Genomic DNA, 17,506 nt, shown 5'->3' on the forward strand with positions numbered 1-17,506 from the left:
GCCGGGCTGCCGCGCCCGCGGGGAGCGGCGTCACCGGGGCGCGGTGAGCGTCCCCGGCGCGATCCGGCGCAGGTACGCCTCGACGGCCGCGTGATCCGTGCCGTCCGCCGCGCATCCGAGGTAACCGTCCGGGCGCACCAGCAGGACACGGCGACGACTTCAGCGACCGCGACGCGGTGCGCTACCACGTGGCGCTCTACTGGCACTTCCATCGCCGGCACCACACACTGCTCTCGGCCCTGCAGCAGGCCGCCACCGTCGACGCGTCCTTCGCCGAGCGGTCCCGGGAGCTGGTCGAGCCCGACATCCGCCACATCGCCGATCACCTGGTCCGCGCGCGGGAGTCCGGCCTGCGGCTGCCCGGCGACCCGCTGGTCGTGGCGACCGTCTTCACCACGCTCGTGCCGGCGTTCACGACGATGTGGCAGTCGGGGCAGGGTCCGGCGCTGGGCCGCGAACTCTCCGATGCCGAGGCGATCGAGACGCTGACGTCCTTCGTCTATTCCGGGATCGGCGGCGTCAGCCCGTAGTCGAGGGTTCGCGGCGGGTTACCCTCCGCCTTGAAAACGTTGTAGCCGAAATAGGTCGTGCCGATGACGGCGGGGTATCGGGCGCAATAGAAATGCGTCGTGGCGCGCAGGGCGGCGTGTTTAGCCGTGATGTCGGCCACTAATCCCGCGGTTTGGTCCGGGCGTTCCGGCTGAGCCGCGAGGGTGTGGAATCCGAACTCGACGACCAGCGGCGCGCCGGGCATTCCGGCCGTGGCCCGGTCCGCGATGTCCGCGAGCCGGCGGGCGTCGATCAGCTCGTCGGTGCTGCTGTTTGCGTCCGCTATCCGAGTCCCCGGATAGCTGTAGCTGGTCAGCACGTAACCATCCGCGCCGCTGTCGCGGTAGGACGGAATCCGGTACGAGCCGTCCCAGCCGTAGAACAGGCCGAGGAAGACCGGCGTCGTCCCGGCGCGCTGCCGGACCAGCCGGACCAACTCCGCCGCGTACGCCGGCTGGCGCTCGGCCGACAGTGCCGAGTTGATCCCGCCGAGCCGCTCCTGCACGCGCGGGTCGTCGACCGGCATGTTCAGCGCGAGGTAGGCCACCGGGGCGCCGCGCGCGCGTTCGAGCAGCCTGCCGTGCCTGGCCAGCACGTCGGCGGCGTCCTCGCGGCGGAACGCGAAGCTGCTGGGGTCGTACGCCTCGAGCCGCACGACGGCGCGCATGCCCAGCTCGGTCAGGGTGGCGAAGAAGGCGTCCAGCCGGGCGCTGCTCCACCGCTCCAGCCCGTACACGTTGACGGTGTTGATGAAGTAGTCGTCCCGCATGCGGCGCAGGTCGCCGGGCAGGTCGGAGGTCGGCTCCCAGGTGGCGCCCTGGATCCGGTCCGATGGGCCCGAGTACGGCGACGTCGCCGGTGTCGCGGCCGGGCACGACCGCGCCGCCGGCGCCGGCTCGGGCCGGCAGGCCGCCAGCGGTAGCAGCGACAGTGTGAGGGTCAGCACATGGGCCAATTTGAATGTCATGCCGCCATTTCTCCGGTATGGACCCTGTGTTTCCGCGATGCATATGACGCTCTCACAATACCCGCTGACCTGCCCGGCTTAACGGTCGGTAGAAATGCCGATGGGGTTCATATCGGCGAAACATGATCGACTCATGGGCGCGTGAAACGCCGCCGAACGAACCGCTTTACCCGTCATTCATATGAGCCGTCCAAGGTGGATACCGAAACCACTTCAGGGGAGGATATCCATGTACGACAACTCGGCTTCATTGGCGCTGGCCGGCAGCGGAATCACCATTCTCGGCACGGCCGCCAGCCTGACGGCGGTCACGATCGGCGGCGCGCTCTTCGTCGGCGTCGGCGCCGTCCTGGCGGTAAGCGGCCGGCTCAAGCGACGGCGGGGCGGCTCCCGATGACCAAGTCTCCCCGGCTCTACCTCGTCATCCTGGCCCTCTGGTCGGTCCTGCTCGCGATGCTGCTGGACGCCGCGGTCACGCAGATCGGCGCCGCCGCGCACGCGGGCCGGCCGATCGTCGGCCTGGTCGTGGCGAGCACCGTCTTCATCGCCTACTTCTGGCTCAACGGCATGAAGGACGTCGTCTACACGCTCTACTACCACCTGATCTCGTCCCGGCGGGCGACGGTGGTGCCGCGCCGGGCGGCGACGGCGCAGCCGCGGGTCGTGCTGGTCTACTGCACCTGCAACGACTTCTCCGCGGACAGCCTGCTGCGCAGCATGCGCCAGGACTACGGCGACTTCGAGGTGGTCATCCTCGACGACTCGTCCGACCCCGGCTACCTGGCGCGGGTCGACGCCTTCGGCGCCGAGCACGGCGTGCGGGTGGTGCGGCGCGCGGACCGCGCCGGCTTCAAGGCCGGCAATCTCAACAACTACCTGGGTACGGCGGAGTTCGACTTCTTCGTCATCCTGGACAGCGACGAGATCATCCCGCCCGGCTACATCGACCGCTGCCTGGACTACTTCGCCCGGTACCCGAACGCCGGCATCGTGCAGGCGAACCACATCGCCACCCGCAACCGCAACGCGTTCATGCGGATGTTCTCCATCGGCGTCGACTCACACTGGATCGCGTACCAGACGGTGAAGGACCGGCACGGCTTCCTGTCCCTGCTCGGGCACGGCGCCATGGTGAGCCGCGCGTGTTACGACGGGGCCGGAGGCTTCCCGCACGTGGTCGCCGAGGACCTGTGCTTCTCGATCGCCGCCCGCGACGCCGGCTACTACACGGTCTTCGCGCCCGACGTGGTCTGCGAGGAGGAGTACCCGGTCGACTACCTGGCCTTCAAGAAGCGCCACTCCAAGTGGACGCAGGGCAACATGGAGTTCATCAAGCGCTACACCCGGGTGATCATGCGGTCGCGGATGACCTGGTTCGAGAAGCTCGACATCGTGCTGTTCACCTACAACCTGCCGCTGACCGCGGTGTTCTCGGTCTATGTGGCGATACACGTGGTCGTGCTGCCGATGCTGGGCTACCGGATCGTGTATCCGCTGTGGATGCTGGCACCGACCGTCGTGTTCCTGCTCGCGCCCATGCTCAACGACGTGATCTTCCACTTCCGGAGCATGCCGAAGCGGCGCCTGGCCTGGTACCTGCTGCACACGATCCTGCTGTACGGCTCGATGCTGCTGATCAGCTTCCGGGCGTCGGTGAGCTCGGCGTTCGGGAAGTCGGTCTTCGTCGTGACGCCGAAGGAGGACCGCCCGCTCACCCTGCGCGAGGCGCTGGCGGCGAACCGGGCGGAGATCATCTTCGGGGTGCTGCTGACGGCGGTGTCGATCTATCTGACCGGCAGCGCGCTGCCGGTGATGCTGATCGCGCTGCCCGCGATGCTCTGCTTCTACCTGGCGCTGAAGCACAACCGGACGGAGCCCGGCGTGGTCGTCAGCGAGGACGATCACGCCGGGCCCGGGGATGCCGCCTACTTGCCGACGCTCTTGCGGTAGTCGCTGTTGAGGCGGCCGATCAGCGTCAGCGGGATGCCCTTCGGGCAGACCGTGGTGCACTCGCCGGCGTTGGTGCAGCCGCCGAAGCCCGCCTCGTCGTGGGCCTCCAGCATGTCCACCACGCGGCTGGCCCGTTCCGGCTGACCCTGGGGCAGCAGGCCGAGGTGCGCGACCTTGGCCGCGGTGAACAGCATCGCGGAACCGTTGGGGCAGGCCGCCACGCAGGCGCCGCAGCCGATGCAGGTGGCCGCCTCGAACGCCGCGTCCGCGTCCAGCTTGGGCACGGGCGCGGCGTGCGCGTCCGGTGCCGTGCCGGTCGGTGCCGAGATGTAGCCGCCGGCCTGGATGATCCGGTCGAAGGCGCTGCGGTCGACGACCAGGTCCTTGATGACCGGGAACGCCGCCGCCCGCCACGGCTCGACGTCGATCGTGTCGCCGTCGGCGAAGTGGCGCATGTGCAGCTGGCAGGTGGTGGTGGCCTTCTGCGGCCCGTGCGCCACGCCGTCGATCACCATGCTGCACGCGCCGCAGATGCCCTCGCGGCAGTCGTGGTCGAAGGCCACCGGGTCGTCGCCGCCGAGGATCAGCTCCTCGTTGAGGACGTCGAGCATCTCCAGGAAGCTCGCGTCCGGGGAGATGTCCTTGACGTCGTAGGTGACCATGCGGCCCTTGTCGCCGGGGCCCTGCTGGCGCCACACCCTTACCTGGATGTCCATTACTTGTAGCTCCGCGTGCTCGGGTGGACGTGTTCGAAGTTGAGCTGTTCCTTGTGCAGGGTGGGCGTCTCGCCGCCGAACTCCCAGGCCGCGACGTAGCTGAACTCGTCGTCCTGGCGCATTGCCTCGCCCTCCGGGGTCTGGCTCTCGGCCCGGAAGTGGCCGCCGGCCGACTCGGCGCGGTGCAGGGCGTCGATGCACATCAGCTCGCCCAGCTCGAAGAAGTCGGCGACCCGGCCGGCCTTCTCCAGGTTCTGGTTGAGCTGCTCGCCGGTGCCGGGCACCTTCACCCGGGTCCAGAACTCCTCGCGCAGGCCGCGGATGAGGCTGATGGCCTTGGTCAGGCCCTCCTCGGTGCGCTCCATGCCGCAGTACTCCCACATGATGTGGCCCAGTTCGCGGTGGAAGGAATCGACGGTGCGGTCGCCGTCGACCGCGAGCAGCTTGGCCAGCCGGTCCTCGACCTGCGAGCGCGCCGCCACGACCTCCGGGTGATCCTCGGCGACCTTGTCGAACGGGCCCGCCGCCAGGTAGTTGTTGATCGTGTTCGGCAGCACGAAGTAACCGTCCGCCAGGCCCTGCATCAGCGCGGACGCGCCGAGCCGGTTGGCGCCGTGGTCGGAGAAGTTGGCCTCGCCGATCACGAACAGGCCGGGGATCGTCGACTGCAGGTCGTAGTCGACCCAGAGGCCGCCCATCGTGTAGTGCACGGCCGGGTAGATGCGCATCGGCACCTCGTACGGGTCCTCGCCGGTGATGCGCTGGTACATCTCGAAGAGGTTGCCGTACTTCTCCTCGACCGCGGGCTTGCCGAGGCGCTCGATCGCGTCCGCGAAGTCCAGGTAGACGCCGAGGCCGCCGGGGCCGACGCCGCGGCCCTCGTCGCAGACGTTCTTCGCCGCGCGCGAGGCGATGTCGCGCGGCACCAGGTTGCCGAACGACGGGTAGATCCGCTCCAGGTAGTAGTCGCGGTCCTCCTCGGCGATGTCGGCGGCCGGCTTGCCGCAGTCCTCGCGGCGCTTCGGCACCCAGACCCGGCCGTCGTTGCGCAGCGACTCGCTCATCAGGGTGAGCTTGCTCTGATGGCTGCCGGATTCGGGGATGCAGGTCGGGTGGATCTGCGTGTAGCAGGGGTTCGCGAACAACGCGCCCTTGCGGTGCGCCCGCCAGCTCGCCGTGACGTTGCAGCCCTTGGCGTTGGTGGACAGGAAGAAGACGTTGCCGTACCCGCCGGAGGCGAGCACGACGGCGTCCGCGAGGTCGGTGGTGATCTCGCCGGTGACCAGGTCGCGCACGACCACGCCGCGGGCCTTGCCGTCGACGATGACCAGTTCCAGCATCTCGTGCCGGGCGAACATCTCGATGTTGCCGAGGCCGATCTGCCGCTCCATCGCCTGGTACGCGCCCAGCAGCAACTGCTGACCCGTCTGCCCCCGGGCGTAGAAGGTGCGGGACACCTGGGTGCCGCCGAACGAGCGGTTGTCGAGCAGGCCGCCGTACTCGCGGGCGAACGGCACGCCCTGCGCCACGCACTGGTCGATGATGTTCACGCTGACCTGGGCGAGCCGGTAGACGTTGGACTCACGGGCGCGGAAGTCGCCCCCCTTGACCGTGTCGTAGAAGAGCCGGTAGATCGAGTCGCCGTCGTTGCGGTAGTTCTTCGCCGCGTTGATGCCGCCCTGCGCCGCGATCGAGTGCGCCCGGCGGGGGCTGTCCTGATAGCAGTAGGAGCGCACCCGGTAGCCGGCCTCGGCGAGTGTCGCCGCGGCCGAGCCGCCGGCCAGGCCGGTGCCGATCACGATGACCGTGAGCTTGCGCCGGTTGGCCGGGTTGACCAGCTTGGCGGCGAACTTGTGGCGCTCCCAGCGGGTCTCGATGGGCCCGTCCGGTGCGGCCTTGTCGGCGATGTCCTCGCCGTCGTTCCAGAACGACATGATCAGTCCACCAATCCGGTGAGCACGGCGAACGGCACCGACAGGTAGCCGACCACCAGGACGACGGAGAGCAGCAGGGCGACGCCGCGGGCGATGCGCTCGCCGCGGGCCGTGCGCTGGCCCAGGGTGCGGACCGCGCTGAACAGCCCGTGCCGCAGATGGAAGCCGACGGCCACGATCGCGAGCGTGTAGAAGAGCGTCACGTACCAGCGGCCGGGCGCGAAGTCGGCGACCACGTTGGCGTGCGGGTGCTGCCGGTCACCGACCGGGTTCAGCGTCCCGGTCGTCAGGTCGAGGATGTGGAAGATGACGAACAGCAGGATGATCACGCCACCCCAGCGCATCGTCCGGGCGGCGTAGCTGCCCTGGATCTTGGGGCGGTGCACGTAGCGGACCGGGCGCGCCTTGCGGGCCCGGCGGGCCAGGATCGTCGCGGCGACGATGTGCCCGGCCACGGCGAGGGTGAGCCCGCCGCGCTGCAGCCAGAGGTACCAGTCCCTGGGCAGCAGCGGGGTGCCGATGGTGCGCAGCCAGTGCGCGTAGTGATCGAAGGTCTCGGCGCCGAAGAAGATCTTCAGGTTGCCGATCATGTGGGCGTACAGGAAGCCCACGAGCAGCAGGCCGGTAACGGCCATGAGGATCTTCAGCGCGACCGAGGACCGTGCGCCGCGACGGCGGGGCTTGGGCGCCGACGTCTTCTTCGCCGGTTGCGCCGTCGCCTTACGAGTTGGAGTGCTGATATCTACCGCCACTCCTGGGACGGTAGGTAGCTTTGGACGATTCGTCTAATGCATGATTGGCCGTTTCATCATAGATATAGGCTATGAAAGTGCAGCTACAGCAGCTTCGATACTTCCTAGCAGTGGTAGAAACTCGGCATTTCACCCAAGCTGCTGATTCGGCGGGCGTCTCACAGCCGACTTTAAGTAAGCAGATTCACACCCTCGAGGAGACCCTCGGCGCGCCGCTGTTCGAGCGCGCCCGCGGCGCCGTCGGGCTCACCGCGGCCGGCGACACCCTGCTGCCCCTCGCCCGCCGGATGGTCGCCGACGCGGACGCCGCCCGCGACGCGATCCAGGAGATCGTCGGCCTGCGCCGCGGCCGGGTCCGGGTCGGCGCCACGCCCAGCCTCTGCTCGTCGCTGGTCCCGACGGTGCTGCGCCGGTTCCGCGGCGAGCACCCGGACATCGAGTTGCACGTCAACGAGGGCAGCTCGCCGGACCTGATCGCCGACTTGCTCGCCCGCGACCTGGACCTGGCCCTGATCGTCCAGCCGGAGCAGGGCGTCGACGCCTCCCTGCACACCGCGCCGCTGCTGCGCGAGAGCCTGGTCGTCGCGTCGGTCCGGTCCGGTCCGCCGCCGACGCCGCGCGTGCAACTCGACCTGAACGAACTGCGCGACCAGCCGCTGGTGATGTTCCGCCCCGGCTACGACCTGCGGGACGTGACCATGGAGGCCTGCCGGCGGGCCGGCTTCACGCCCCGGTTCGCGGTCGAGGGCGGCGAGATGGACGCGGTGCTCGCGTTCGTCGAGGCCGGGCTGGGCGTGGCGCTGGTGCCGAGCATGGTGCTGGTCAACCGGCCGCTGCTGCGGGCGACGCCGCTCGCGCCGCCCGGGATGCGCCGCACGATCGCGCTGGCGCATCGGCGGCGGGCGGTGCTGCCGCACGCGGCCGAGGCGCTGCGCGCGACGCTGCTGGACCACATCGCGACGGGCGAGCTGCCGATCGGCGCCCAGCCCGCCTAGGCCCTGTCACCGGGGGTCGAAGACCTCCTGCGACGTTGCGCGTGCGGGCACCGGCTACGGGCGCGCTCGGCCGATCGCGTCGGCGACGATCTTCGCGGACAGGGTGACCATCGGCAGGCCACCGCCCGGATGCGTCGAGCCGCCCACCAGGTACAGGCCGTCCACCGGGCCCCGGTTGCCCGGGCGCAGCAGGCCGCCGGCGGTCCCGTAGATCGTCCCGCCCGGCGCGCCCGCCGACTGCGCCAGGTCGGCCGGCGTGCGCGTCTCGGCGAACAGCAGCCGGTCGCGGACGTCCGGGCCGCGCTCGGCCAGCCGGTCCAGGATGTGCGCCGCGTACGCCTCGGCCAGCCCCGGCCGCCGCCAGTCGACCGCGCCGTACGAGGTGCCGTGCCGGGGCGCGTTCACCAGCACGAACCACGCCTCCGTGCCCGGCGGGCGCACCGCCGGGTCCTCGGCGCGGGTCACGAAGATCGTCGGATCCGAGGCGGGCCGGGCCCGGGCGCCGGTGGCCGGCGAGCCGAAGACCGCGTCGAACTCGGCGTCGTAGTTTCGCGGGAAGAACACCGTGTGGTGCGCCAGTTCCGGCGTCTCCCCGCGGACCCCGAGCAACAGCACGAAACCCGCCAGGCTGCGGTCGGCGAGGCCGCCGAGACGGGCCGGCGTCGGCAGCAGATCCCGGTACAACGTCAGGGCGTCCACGTCGGACACGACGATGTCGGCCGGCACGACCTCGCCGGAGCGGAGCTCGACCCCGGTCGCCCGCCCGGCGGACGTGCGGATCCCCGCGACCGGCGACGAGGTCGTGATCGAGACGCCGAGGTCACGACAGCGGGCGAGCAGCGCGGCCGACAGCCCGCCCAGGCCGCCCGGCAGATACCAGCCGCCGAAGGCCAGCTCCGCGTACGGGATCGCGGCCAGTGCCGCCGGGGCGCGGCGCGGATCGGCGCCCGTGTAGGTCGCGTACCGATCGAGCATCACCCGCAGCCGGGGGTCGCGCAGGTATCGGCGGCCCAGGCCGCGCAGCGAGCGCCACGGCGCGATCGCCGCCAGGTCGCCGACCCGCCAGGACAGCGCGGCGAGCGTCGCGGGGGTGACCTCGCGCTGCAGCACCGAGCGCCAGGACGCCTCCCAGATCCGCTCGGCCCGCGCCCAGAAGCGCGCCCAGTCCGCCCCCGCGCCCGCGCCGAACGCCGCCTCGATCCGGGACCGGAAGACCCCCGGATCGGCGCTCGAGTCCAGCACCGAGCCGTCCGCGAAGACGTGCCGGACCACCGGATCCAGCGCCGTCGGCGACAGGCCGAGCCCCAGGTCCGCGAAGACCCGCGGCATCGTGAGCAGGCTCGGGCCGGTGTCGAAGAGGAAGCCGTCGCGCTCGTAGCGGCCGAGCTTGCCGCCGACGGTCGCCGCGCGCTCGTGCACCGCCACCCGGTGCCCGGCGGCGGCCAGCCGGGCGGCGGCGGCCAGCCCGCCGACCCCCGCGCCGATCACCACGATCTCGCTCATACCGGCCTGCCGCGCCAGGTCAGCAGCCCGCGGCGGCGCAGCGCGAACGAGCGCACCACCAACCACCCGAAGATCAGGACCGAGACCGGATGGGCCAGGGCGTCGGGCCAGCCCCGCGCCCCGGTCGCCCGCGCGGAGACCAGCCTCCCCAGCACCCCGATCCCGTACGCGAAAAAGCCGCACAACGCGGGCACCACCGCGCCGGCTCCCAACAGGGCGAGGGCCGCGACCGGCGGCGCCACGTACAGGATGACCAGCAGAAGCACGACGGTGGCCGCGCCGGCGGGCGAGCCGAACGACGCCCACAGCGACTTGCTGTAGCCGTCCCGCAGGTCCCGCCACGTCGGGTACATCAGACAGTCGGCGAACGCCGAGGCGTCCGCGAGCGCGATGCGGCCGCCGGACCGCTTGACCGCGCGGGCCAGCCCGATGTCCTCGAGCACGTCGCCGCGGACGGCCGCGTGCCCGCCGGCCCGCTCGTAGCCGGCCCGGTCCGCGACCAGCCACTGCCCGCCGGCCGCCGCCAGCGACGGGCGCGGCGAGCGCTCCATGGCCCGCAACGGCAGGAAGGTCAGCCACGACCACTGCAGCAGCGGCTGCACCAGCCGGCCCGCCCCGATGATCCGCGGATACGGCGACAGCAGGCCGGCCCCGGAGATGCGCAGCAGCGCGACGCCCCCCGCGATCGCGTCCGGGGCCAGCACGACGTCCGCGTCGACGAAGACCAGCACGTCCGCGTCGCCGGCGGCCGCGGCGAGCTGCGCGCAGGCGTGCGGCTTGCCGAGCCAGCCGTCCGGCGGCGGCGCGCCCGTCAGCAGCCGGACCCGGTCGCCGGCCACGGCGCGGACCACGTCCGCGGTGCCGTCGGTCGAGCCGTCGTCCAGCACGACGATGTCCAGGTGCGGCACGCCGGCCTGGCCCAGCAGGGCGGCGAGGCACGGCGTCACCCGCCCGGCCTCGTCGCGAAGCGGCAGCAGCACGGCGACGCGTTCCGTGGTGGTCTCCCCGGCCGCGAGGCGCCGCAGCAGGGCGGCGTTCACGATCGTGTGCCCGGTCAGCGCCGCCAGCGGCAGCAGCGTCAACCAGATCATGGGCGGGACAGCCGCACGGCCAGCGGCAGCACGACCGCGCCCATCAGGACGCCGCCCCACAACGCCGAGGCCGGCAGGCCGAGGAAGACCGCGTGAGCGAGCACGCAGGAAGCGTACGTCCAGAACCAGAGCGCGAGCATCGGCGCGTCCCCGTCGGCGGCGACGGCCGCCCGGGGGCCCGCCGCGGCGGCCAGCACCGCCATGAGCAGCAGCGCGAAGCCGAGCCAGCCCAGATAGTTGCCGATCGGGATGCCCGGCACGCCGGGCAGCGCGGGCGTCGGCGAACGCCAGGTCCAGTAGCCCTCGGCGACCATCTGCGGGTCCAGGAACAGGTCCCAGGCCGCCAGCCCGACGGCGGCGATCGCGATCCGCGCGGGCTTGGACCGGGCCAGCCGCAGCGCCGCCAGCCAGGCCGGCCAGGCCATCCAGGTCCAGGCCAGCGGGATGATCAGCGGCACGCCGAGCAGCTTCGGCCCGAGCCGCCCGGAGTAGTCGTAGGTGCCGAACGGGAAACCCGTCGCGACGCCGACCGCCTCGACCGCGAAGCCGAACAGGGTCGTCGTGGCGATCAGCGCGGCCGCCGCCCGTACGCCCCGGGTGAGCAGCGCGTGCGAGACCGAGAGCAGGTAGCCGAGCACCACCGTCAGCACCGTCAGCGCGGCGCGCGGGCCGGCGCCGGCCAGCGGGTAGCTGATCTGGGTCAGGATCAGGGCGCCGAGCAGCGCCCACGGCAACGCCCGGGCCACCGTCAGATGCCGACGGTTCCGGTGGCGTCCCGGCTCACCGGATGGCCCGCGAGGGGCAGCTCCCGGCCGAGGATCGCGAAGGCGCGCTCGTCGCCGGGGAAGATGAAGTCGCGCAGCACGTCGGAGAAGCCGAACCGCCGGTACAGCCGCCAGGCCCGGGACTTCTGCTCGTCCGCCTCCGGGGTGGACAGCAGCACGGTCGCGCCGTCGGCCATCGACAGCAGCGCGCGCAGCTGCCGGGCGCCGATGCCGTGGCCCTGCGCGCTCGGCCGCACGTGCAGCTCGACGACCTCGAAGCAGCTGTCGAGCCAGTAACGCCGGGCCGGCTCGTCGAGGGCGGAGCGGACCTGGTCGTGCCACCACTGGCCGGGCCCGGAGACGTAGCCGTAGCCGAAGCCCGCGAGACGCCCGTCGGTGGTGAGGGTGGCCACGGCCCGGAAGCCGGCGCGCCGCACGTGCGCACCGATGTAGCCGCGGCGGGTCTGCAGCAACTCGGCGCGGTAGCCCATCGCCTCGCCATAGACGCTCACCACGTCGTCCAGCCGCCGGAGCATGTCGTCCGGCTGCCAGGGAACGAGCCTCATCGCTCTCCTTCCTGCCAGCCCAGCACGGCCCTGTCGCCGCTGATGCCGCGCACCGCGAACCGGGCGAACAGGTCCTCGGCATACCACCGGACGGACTGCGTGCGTGCGATCACCGCGCGGTGCTCCGGCTGACGGTACGCGAAGCGGGTCAGATCTGCCGCGCTGCGCCAAACGCTGACAGTGCCCTGCCAGACGATCGGCGCCTCACCGATGCCGAAACGGGCGAGCAGCCCCGGCGCGGCGGCCACCTCCCGGGCGACCGGCGGGACCGCCCGCCAGAAGGTCAGCGCCCTGGCCGGCCGCAACCGGGCCCGGGTCAGCGCGAGCACCGGACCCGCGCCCTCCTTGCCGCGAGCACCCGCCCCCGGCTCGCCGAACGGCGCCCGGCCCGACCAGGTGCCGCGGCTGACCAGCGGGGTCAGGTCGACCCGGGCGGCCTGCACCGCGGCCGCGTCCCACCCGGCGCCGACCGGTCCCAGGTCGCCGCCGGCCGGATCGTCCCAGGCCAGCACGGCCGCGTACCGGGTCAGGTCGGCGTCGCCCGGCCCGAAGCCGACCCCGGTGCCCGTGCCGAGCAGCTTGCCGAAGCTCACGCCGGGCAGCGCCCGCAGCCGCCTCGGGTCGCGTGCCATCCGCAGCAGGGCGCCGCCGAGCGCGCGCCGCGGCACCCGCCAGACGTGCAGCGTGACCAGCGGTGCGGCGCCCATCCCGCTACGCAACCTCCACAGCCACCCCGCCCGTGACGCGGAGCAGCTCGGCGTACGTGATCGGGAAGACCACCTGGGGCACCCCGCCCGCGGCCCAGATCTCCGGGTACTGGGCGAGGGCGGTGTCGACCAGGGTGCGTACCGGCTTCGGATGCCCGACCGGGGCGACGCCGCCGATCGGCTGGCCGGTGTGCAGCCGGACGAACTCCGGCTTGGCCCGGCCCAGCTTCGCCAGGCCCAGCGCGGCCGCGAGCTTCCCGGTGTCGACCCGGTGCGCGCCGGAGGTGAGCACCAGCAGCGGCTCGCCGTCCGCGTCGAAGATCAACGAGTTGGCGATTTGTCCTACCTCGACGCCGAGTGCAGCGGCCGCCGCGGCGGCGGTGTGCACGCCCTCGTCGAAAACGGTCATCCGTGGCGAGCCACCGTCGGCCGTGCGGGCGTCGGCGTTCTCGAGCGCGGACTGCACGGCCTGCACGTTGGGATGGTTTTCCATCCGCTCATTGTGCCCGGCGCCTCGCCTACACGCCGACGGCGGCGGCGCTGGCATCCCAGAGCCGGGCGGCAAGCTGCGGGTCGGCGGCCCGGGCGTGCGGCGCGGTGACCCGGTGCCCGACGTAGTAGGCGCCGTCGGTGACCTCCGCCGTCGTCAGCCAGGAGAGCAGGGCGCCGGCCTTCTCGCAGGAGGTGAGGAACGGGGCGAACCGGTAGAAGAGCTTGGTCGCCGAGCCGGTGCCGAAGTTGCTGCGTACGACGCCCGGGTGGAACGACACCGAGGTGATGTCCGGCCAGCGGCGGGCCGCCTCGGCGGCGAAGAGGACGTTCGCGGCCTTGCCGCGCCCGTACGCCCGCCAGGAGCTGTAGCCCTCCGCCGAGCCGGCGAAATCGTCCGGATTCACCTGGGCCCCGCGATGCGCCTGCGAGGCGGTGTTGACCACCCGGCCGCCGCGCAGCGCGTCCCGCAGCAGGTGGGTCAGGAGGAAGGGCGCCAGATGGTTGCCCTGGATGGTGGCCTCGAAGCCGTCCGCGGTGCGGACGTAGGACCCCACCATGCCGCCGGCATTGTTCGCCAGGACGTCGATCGACGGGTACGCCGCCAGCACCTTCGCGGCCAGGTCCCGCACCTCGTCGAGCGAATCGAAGTCGGCGCGGAACTCGTCCGGCTCGGGGCCGGTCGCGGCGGCTCGGACCTGCGCCATCGCGGCGCCCAGGCGGCGCGGGTTGCGGCCCACCACGATCACCTGATCGCCCTGTGCGGCCAGCTGCTCGGCTGCGGCCAGGCCCACGCCCGAGCTGGCTCCGGTGATCATTACGGTGCGCGGCATTCCGTACTCCCTTGATCGTCGGTGCGGCGGCCGCACCCATCGTGCATTCTGGCACCGGTCCCGCAAAGAAGATCGACGAGCACCAGGACGGCGGTTGCCGGGTGGGTGTCCGCGGTGGTCGCCGGGCTGCATGCCGTGGGGGCCCGGTGCGGTTGCCGGAGCCCCGGTTTGGGTGCGGGAGTCCGCCGGTGGGTGTCGAGCCTGATGGCGCGCCGCTCGGGCCTGCCCCGCGTCACTCGGCTGGCTGTGGGTTGCTCGGCTGGCTGTGGGTTGCTCGGCTGGCTGTGGGTTGCTCGGTCGGCTTCGCGTTGCTCGGTCGGCTTCGCGTCGGCGTCCCGGGTCGGCGTCTCCGGTTGGCAGATGCCGATCGGTGGAGCTGTCGCGCGTGATCCGCGGTGGCCCGCGTTCCCTGCCGGGCCGTTGCCTTCATTCGCCCGTGACCTGCGGATCTTCCGTCGTGGGCGCCACACGCCGTAGGTGATCTCCGAGTGCTCCGGCCGCCGCCGCGTGTGTTGCTTTTTTGTCGGACCCACGGTGTACTCTCATTCGTAGTTAGAACGAGTGTTCGATTGGTTCGAACTCCTGTGCCAGACGATCACTCGGGGCTGACTGACCGGGAGCCACGTTTCGCGGCGGGTTTCCGGGCGCGGCGCCCGCGAAGCGTCGCGCGCGAGGTCTGGGCATTCGCGGGTCCGGGCCAGCACGAGGCAGGACCGTCGTTCGCCGCCCTCGACCCCCGGGCGGCGGGCGGCGGACCCGCCGGCAAGCCCGGCCGGGTGTGGTGTGGGGAAGCTTCACACCCGGCCGGCTGCCACAACCGCTGTGCCTTCCTCCGCAGCGGGATCGGTTCGACCAGCACGTCGGATGCGACACACGCGAGGAGAGACCATGGTGAGCAACCCGGCTTACCCGGTGCCCAGACAACCGAGCCCCGGCCCACTGGCGCACGCGCCGACGGCCGCGGCGCAGGCGGCGCCCACGGTGCCGGCCAACCTGCTGCCGAGCCGCACGCCCGCCCAACTGCTCGCCATCGCCCGCCAGGGCCTGGCGGAGGCGGCACGCACCCGCCCGGACGGCCTGCGTTACGCGGCTGCACACCTGGCGGCACTGCGCGCGGCGGCTGCGGTGCTCGCGGCCCGGGCGAGGCCGGCGGCGCCGACCAAACGCGGCCGAGTGACCAGCGCGTGGTCGCTCCTGGTCCTGGTGGCACCCGAGTTCAGCGACTGGGCGAGCTATTTCGCCCTGGGCGCCGCCAAGCGCTCGGCCGCCGAAGCGGGCATCCCCCGGGTGGTCAGCGCGCGGGAGGCGGACGACCTGCTACGCGCGGCGGAGCATTTCGTCTCGCTGGTGGAATCGGTGTTGGGCCTTGCCTACCAGCCGACTCTCGAGGCCGCCTGAGCACCCGGGCCCGCGACCGCCGCCGCCCCACTCACCGAATCGAGCCGACCCATCCCGTCCGTGCTGCCAGGTCCGTCTGGGCCACCGGGACCGTTTTTTGGGCCACCGGTCCGTCTGGGCCACCGATCCGTCTGGGTCGCCGGGTCCGTCGGGCTGCTGGTCGTCCGGGTCACGGGGTCCGTCTGGGCCGTTGGTCGTCCGGGTCGCGGGGGCTGCCCGGGCTGTTGGGTCTGTCAGGGCTGTCGGGTCATGTCGGCGTCGAACTGTCTGGGTGAACCCGGTTGGCGAGCTTTGCGAAGTGCTGCGATGCCGGCATCTCGGACCCGCCACCGCGAGGCCCGTGCCGGACCACCGGCCGCGCCGTCCCGGTGTCGGCCGGGGTGGAGCGTGGCGGGCGCGCCCGTTGCACACGGGGGCCGCGCACACGGCTCCGTCCGCGAGCCGGCGGGCATGCCTCGCGGGCAGCGCTCCTGGCTTGTGCCTCGGCGGCTCCCGAGATCTGCGCCTGCGACCGCTTCGACCCGGCCTGACGACCGGTCCGTTCGAAGCCGGCTCGGATCTTGTCCGATGTGGGCCGGGGCCGTCTACATCCGGGCGCACTCAGAGTGGCCTTCGAGAACCGCCGAAATACGGCTCAGGTATCCGGCTCGCCGGAGGGCCGTGACTTTAAAGATCAACTTCGATAGGTGTAAGCGGGGCGGGGAAAATGGCCGGGCGCATGATCAACGGTGCTGCGGCCCTTGCTGACCTGATCCGTCCGGCCGGCGAGGCGGATAGTTTCGGAACCCACCGGGTGCTGCCGGTGCTGCCGGAACTGAGCGGCCTGCTCCCGAGCCGAAGCCTCCGGCGAGGCACCACCATCGCCATCGCCACCGGCCGTTCCTCCGGCCTTGATGGATTCGCGCATGGAACGCACCACAACCCATCAAGATCCTCGGTGGGGAGTACCTCGTTGTTGCTGGCGCTGATTTCGGCGGCTTCTCATGCCGGGTCGTGGTGCGCGGTCGTCGGCGTTCCCGCGCTGGGTGCGCTTGCCGCAGCGGAGAGCGGGATTGCTCTGGACCGGCTTGCGCTGGTGCCCGACCCCGGCCCGGAGTGGCCCACCGTGGTCGCCGCCCTGATCGACGGGGTGGACGTCGTCGTCATCGCCGCACCAGGGCAGATCTCCCCGTCGATCACCAGCCGGCTCGTGGCCCGGGCGCGGCAGCGTGGCTGTGTGCTGGTGCCCTACGGGCGGTGGGACGGCGCCGATGTGACGTTGCAGGTCACACAGGGCCAGTGGGAAGGACTCGGCGCGGGCCACGGCAGGCTGCGCCGCCGAAGGGTCACCGTCGTCGCCCGCGGCCGGGGCGCGGCGGCCCGCCCCAAGGAAATCACCATGTGGATGCCGGGAGTAACCGCCCCGCCCCCGACCGACCCCACCCCCGGCGCCTCACCTCACAACCGCCCCAACGCCGTCCCGCCGACGCCGCCTCCGGCGACCAAGAAAGGCCCACCTCCCGCACGAGCGGCCGGGGAGGGCCGGGTTTCTGCGGGGAGTGCCGGGGTGGGTGCGGTTTCTGCGGGGAGTGCCGGGGTGGGTGCGGTTTCTGCGGGGAGTGCCATGGAGGGCGGGGTTTCTTCTGGGCATGCCGGGAAGGGGCGGGTCTCGGCACGCTCCACTCCGTTTGCATCTGTCGCGTCCGGTTCGCTTGCTTCTGTCGCGCCTGGTCCGTTTGCTTCTGTCGCGCCCGGTTCGCTTTCCTCTATCACTCCCAGTCCGCTCGCTTCGGTCACGCCTATTACCTCGGCAACGTCTTTGGCCGGTGTTGCCGAGCCGGATTCGTCGGGGGTTGCGGATGGGCGAGGCGGGCAGGCGGGGCTGTGCTCGGTGGGGTTCGGGTGAGCGGGGGCGCCGCCGGGGTGCGGACCCTGCTCCTCTGGTGTCCTGACTGGCCGGTCATGGCCGCCGAGATCGTGGAGGGGATCGCCGCCTCCGGGGCTGTCGTCGTGCTGCGGGGGAACCGGGTTCTTGCCTGTTCCGAGGCCGCGCGCGCCGAGGGAGTGCGGCGCGGGCTTCGGCGGCGGGAGGCGCAGAGCCGGTGTCCTCAGCTCGTCGTGGTCGAGCACGATCCCGGGCGTGACGCGCGGGCCTTCGAGCCCGTAGTCGCGGCCGTCGAAGAGGTCGCCGTCGGGGTCGAGGTTATTCGGCCCGGGGCCTGTGCGCTCGCCGCGCGCGGGCCGGCCCGGTACTTCGGGGGCGAGGTGCTTGCCGCCGAACGGATCGTCGAGCAGGTGGCGCAGGCCTGCTCG

16 protein-coding genes and 2 pseudogenes are annotated in these 17,506 nt (G+C 72.0%); 7 read left to right on the forward strand and 11 right to left on the reverse strand.

The features are described from left to right. The first annotated feature begins 176 nt into the window (after window positions 1-176). The gene (locus AB0F10_RS19630; protein WP_360626565.1) at window positions 177-530 is read left to right on the forward strand and encodes a hypothetical protein; all 354 of its coding nucleotides are present in this window, start codon (window positions 177-179) and stop codon (window positions 528-530) included. Here the strand turns inward: AB0F10_RS19630 and AB0F10_RS19635 are convergent. Further along, a complete protein-coding gene (locus AB0F10_RS19635; protein ID WP_360626568.1) occupies window positions 500-1,516 on the reverse strand; it encodes a hypothetical protein in 1,017 nt (338 codons plus the stop codon). The two genes, AB0F10_RS19630 and AB0F10_RS19635, sit on opposite strands and share 31 nt — an antisense overlap. A gap of 229 nt (window positions 1,517-1,745) precedes the next feature. On the opposite strand from AB0F10_RS19635, the gene AB0F10_RS19640 reads away from it, so the two are divergent. Continuing rightward, window positions 1,746-1,913 carry a hypothetical protein gene (locus AB0F10_RS19640; RefSeq protein ID WP_360626571.1) on the forward strand — a complete coding sequence of 56 codons (168 nt, stop codon included), beginning with the start codon at window positions 1,746-1,748 and terminating at the stop codon, window positions 1,911-1,913. After that, entirely contained in the window at window positions 1,910-3,466 is a 1,557-nt protein-coding gene (locus AB0F10_RS19645; protein ID WP_360626574.1) for a glycosyltransferase family 2 protein, read from the forward strand. Before AB0F10_RS19640 ends, AB0F10_RS19645 begins: the two co-directional genes overlap by 4 nt. Here AB0F10_RS19645 and AB0F10_RS19650 read toward each other — a convergent pair. From AB0F10_RS19650 to AB0F10_RS19660, 3 genes are read right to left on the reverse strand one after another with little or no spacing between them, the layout of a single operon-like run. Beyond that, window positions 3,442-4,182 carry a succinate dehydrogenase/fumarate reductase iron-sulfur subunit gene (locus tag AB0F10_RS19650; RefSeq protein WP_360626577.1) on the reverse strand — a complete coding sequence of 247 codons (741 nt, stop codon included), beginning with the start codon at window positions 4,180-4,182 and terminating at the stop codon, window positions 3,442-3,444. The two genes, AB0F10_RS19645 and AB0F10_RS19650, sit on opposite strands and share 25 nt — an antisense overlap. After that, window positions 4,182-6,116, reverse strand: a complete 1,935-nt coding sequence (locus tag AB0F10_RS19655; RefSeq protein WP_360626580.1) for a fumarate reductase/succinate dehydrogenase flavoprotein subunit — start codon at window positions 6,114-6,116, stop codon at window positions 4,182-4,184. Before AB0F10_RS19655 ends, AB0F10_RS19650 begins: the two co-directional genes overlap by 1 nt. A 2-nt stretch (window positions 6,117-6,118) precedes the next feature. Next, the gene (locus tag AB0F10_RS19660) at window positions 6,119-6,763 is read right to left on the reverse strand and encodes a succinate dehydrogenase cytochrome b subunit (protein ID WP_360626652.1); all 645 of its coding nucleotides are present in this window, start codon (window positions 6,761-6,763) and stop codon (window positions 6,119-6,121) included. 176 nt (window positions 6,764-6,939) lie between these two features. Between AB0F10_RS19660 and AB0F10_RS19665 the strand changes: the two genes are divergently transcribed. Continuing rightward, a complete protein-coding gene (locus AB0F10_RS19665; RefSeq protein ID WP_360626583.1) occupies window positions 6,940-7,863 on the forward strand; it encodes a LysR substrate-binding domain-containing protein in 924 nt (307 codons plus the stop codon). A gap of 54 nt (window positions 7,864-7,917) precedes the next feature. Here the strand turns inward: AB0F10_RS19665 and crtI are convergent, their stop codons facing one another. Genes crtI through AB0F10_RS19700 form a run of 7 tightly spaced genes read right to left on the reverse strand, consistent with a single transcriptional unit; the run spans window position 7,918 to window position 13,816 of the window. Continuing rightward, window positions 7,918-9,366: a phytoene desaturase family protein gene (crtI, locus tag AB0F10_RS19670; RefSeq protein WP_360626586.1), complete on the reverse strand. Its 1,449-nt coding sequence runs from the start codon at window positions 9,364-9,366 to the stop codon at window positions 7,918-7,920. Next, complete coding sequence (locus AB0F10_RS19675) at window positions 9,363-10,457, reverse strand: glycosyltransferase family 2 protein (protein WP_360626589.1); 1,095 nt, start codon at window positions 10,455-10,457, stop codon at window positions 9,363-9,365. Before AB0F10_RS19675 ends, crtI begins: the two co-directional genes overlap by 4 nt. Further along, entirely contained in the window at window positions 10,454-11,203 is a 750-nt protein-coding gene (locus AB0F10_RS19680; protein WP_360626592.1) for a carotenoid biosynthesis protein, read from the reverse strand. Before AB0F10_RS19680 ends, AB0F10_RS19675 begins: the two co-directional genes overlap by 4 nt. 2 nt (window positions 11,204-11,205) lie before the next feature. After that, window positions 11,206-11,787 carry a GNAT family N-acetyltransferase gene (locus AB0F10_RS19685; RefSeq protein WP_360626595.1) on the reverse strand — a complete coding sequence of 194 codons (582 nt, stop codon included), beginning with the start codon at window positions 11,785-11,787 and terminating at the stop codon, window positions 11,206-11,208. Next, entirely contained in the window at window positions 11,784-12,494 is a 711-nt protein-coding gene (locus AB0F10_RS19690) for a monooxygenase (protein WP_360626598.1), read from the reverse strand. The genes AB0F10_RS19685 and AB0F10_RS19690 overlap by 4 nt, the downstream gene beginning before the upstream one ends. Before the next feature lie 4 nt (window positions 12,495-12,498). Further along, window positions 12,499-12,987, reverse strand: a complete 489-nt coding sequence (locus tag AB0F10_RS19695) for a YbaK/EbsC family protein (protein WP_360626601.1) — start codon at window positions 12,985-12,987, stop codon at window positions 12,499-12,501. A 25-nt stretch (window positions 12,988-13,012) separates the two neighbouring features. Then, window positions 13,013-13,816, reverse strand: a complete 804-nt coding sequence (locus tag AB0F10_RS19700) for an SDR family NAD(P)-dependent oxidoreductase (RefSeq protein WP_360626604.1) — start codon at window positions 13,814-13,816, stop codon at window positions 13,013-13,015. Between the two features lie 888 nt (window positions 13,817-14,704). Here AB0F10_RS19700 and AB0F10_RS19705 point away from each other — a divergent pair. The 3 genes and pseudogenes from AB0F10_RS19705 to AB0F10_RS19715 form a co-directional block, all read left to right on the forward strand. Further along, window positions 14,705-15,214: an SAV_6107 family HEPN domain-containing protein gene (locus tag AB0F10_RS19705; protein ID WP_360626607.1), complete on the forward strand. Its 510-nt coding sequence runs from the start codon at window positions 14,705-14,707 to the stop codon at window positions 15,212-15,214. 706 nt (window positions 15,215-15,920) lie between these two features. After that, a pseudogene (locus AB0F10_RS19710) lies at window positions 15,921-16,607 on the forward strand (hypothetical protein); the annotation flags it as partial. Window positions 16,608-17,155: 548 nt separating this feature from the next. Next, window positions 17,156-17,500: pseudogene (locus AB0F10_RS19715) on the forward strand (DNA polymerase Y family protein); the annotation flags it as partial. Window positions 17,501-17,506 lie beyond the last annotated feature (6 nt).

The sequence above is a fragment of the Actinoplanes sp. NPDC026623 genome (assembly GCF_040638275.1).
GTDB lineage: Bacteria > Actinomycetota > Actinomycetes > Mycobacteriales > Micromonosporaceae > Actinoplanes.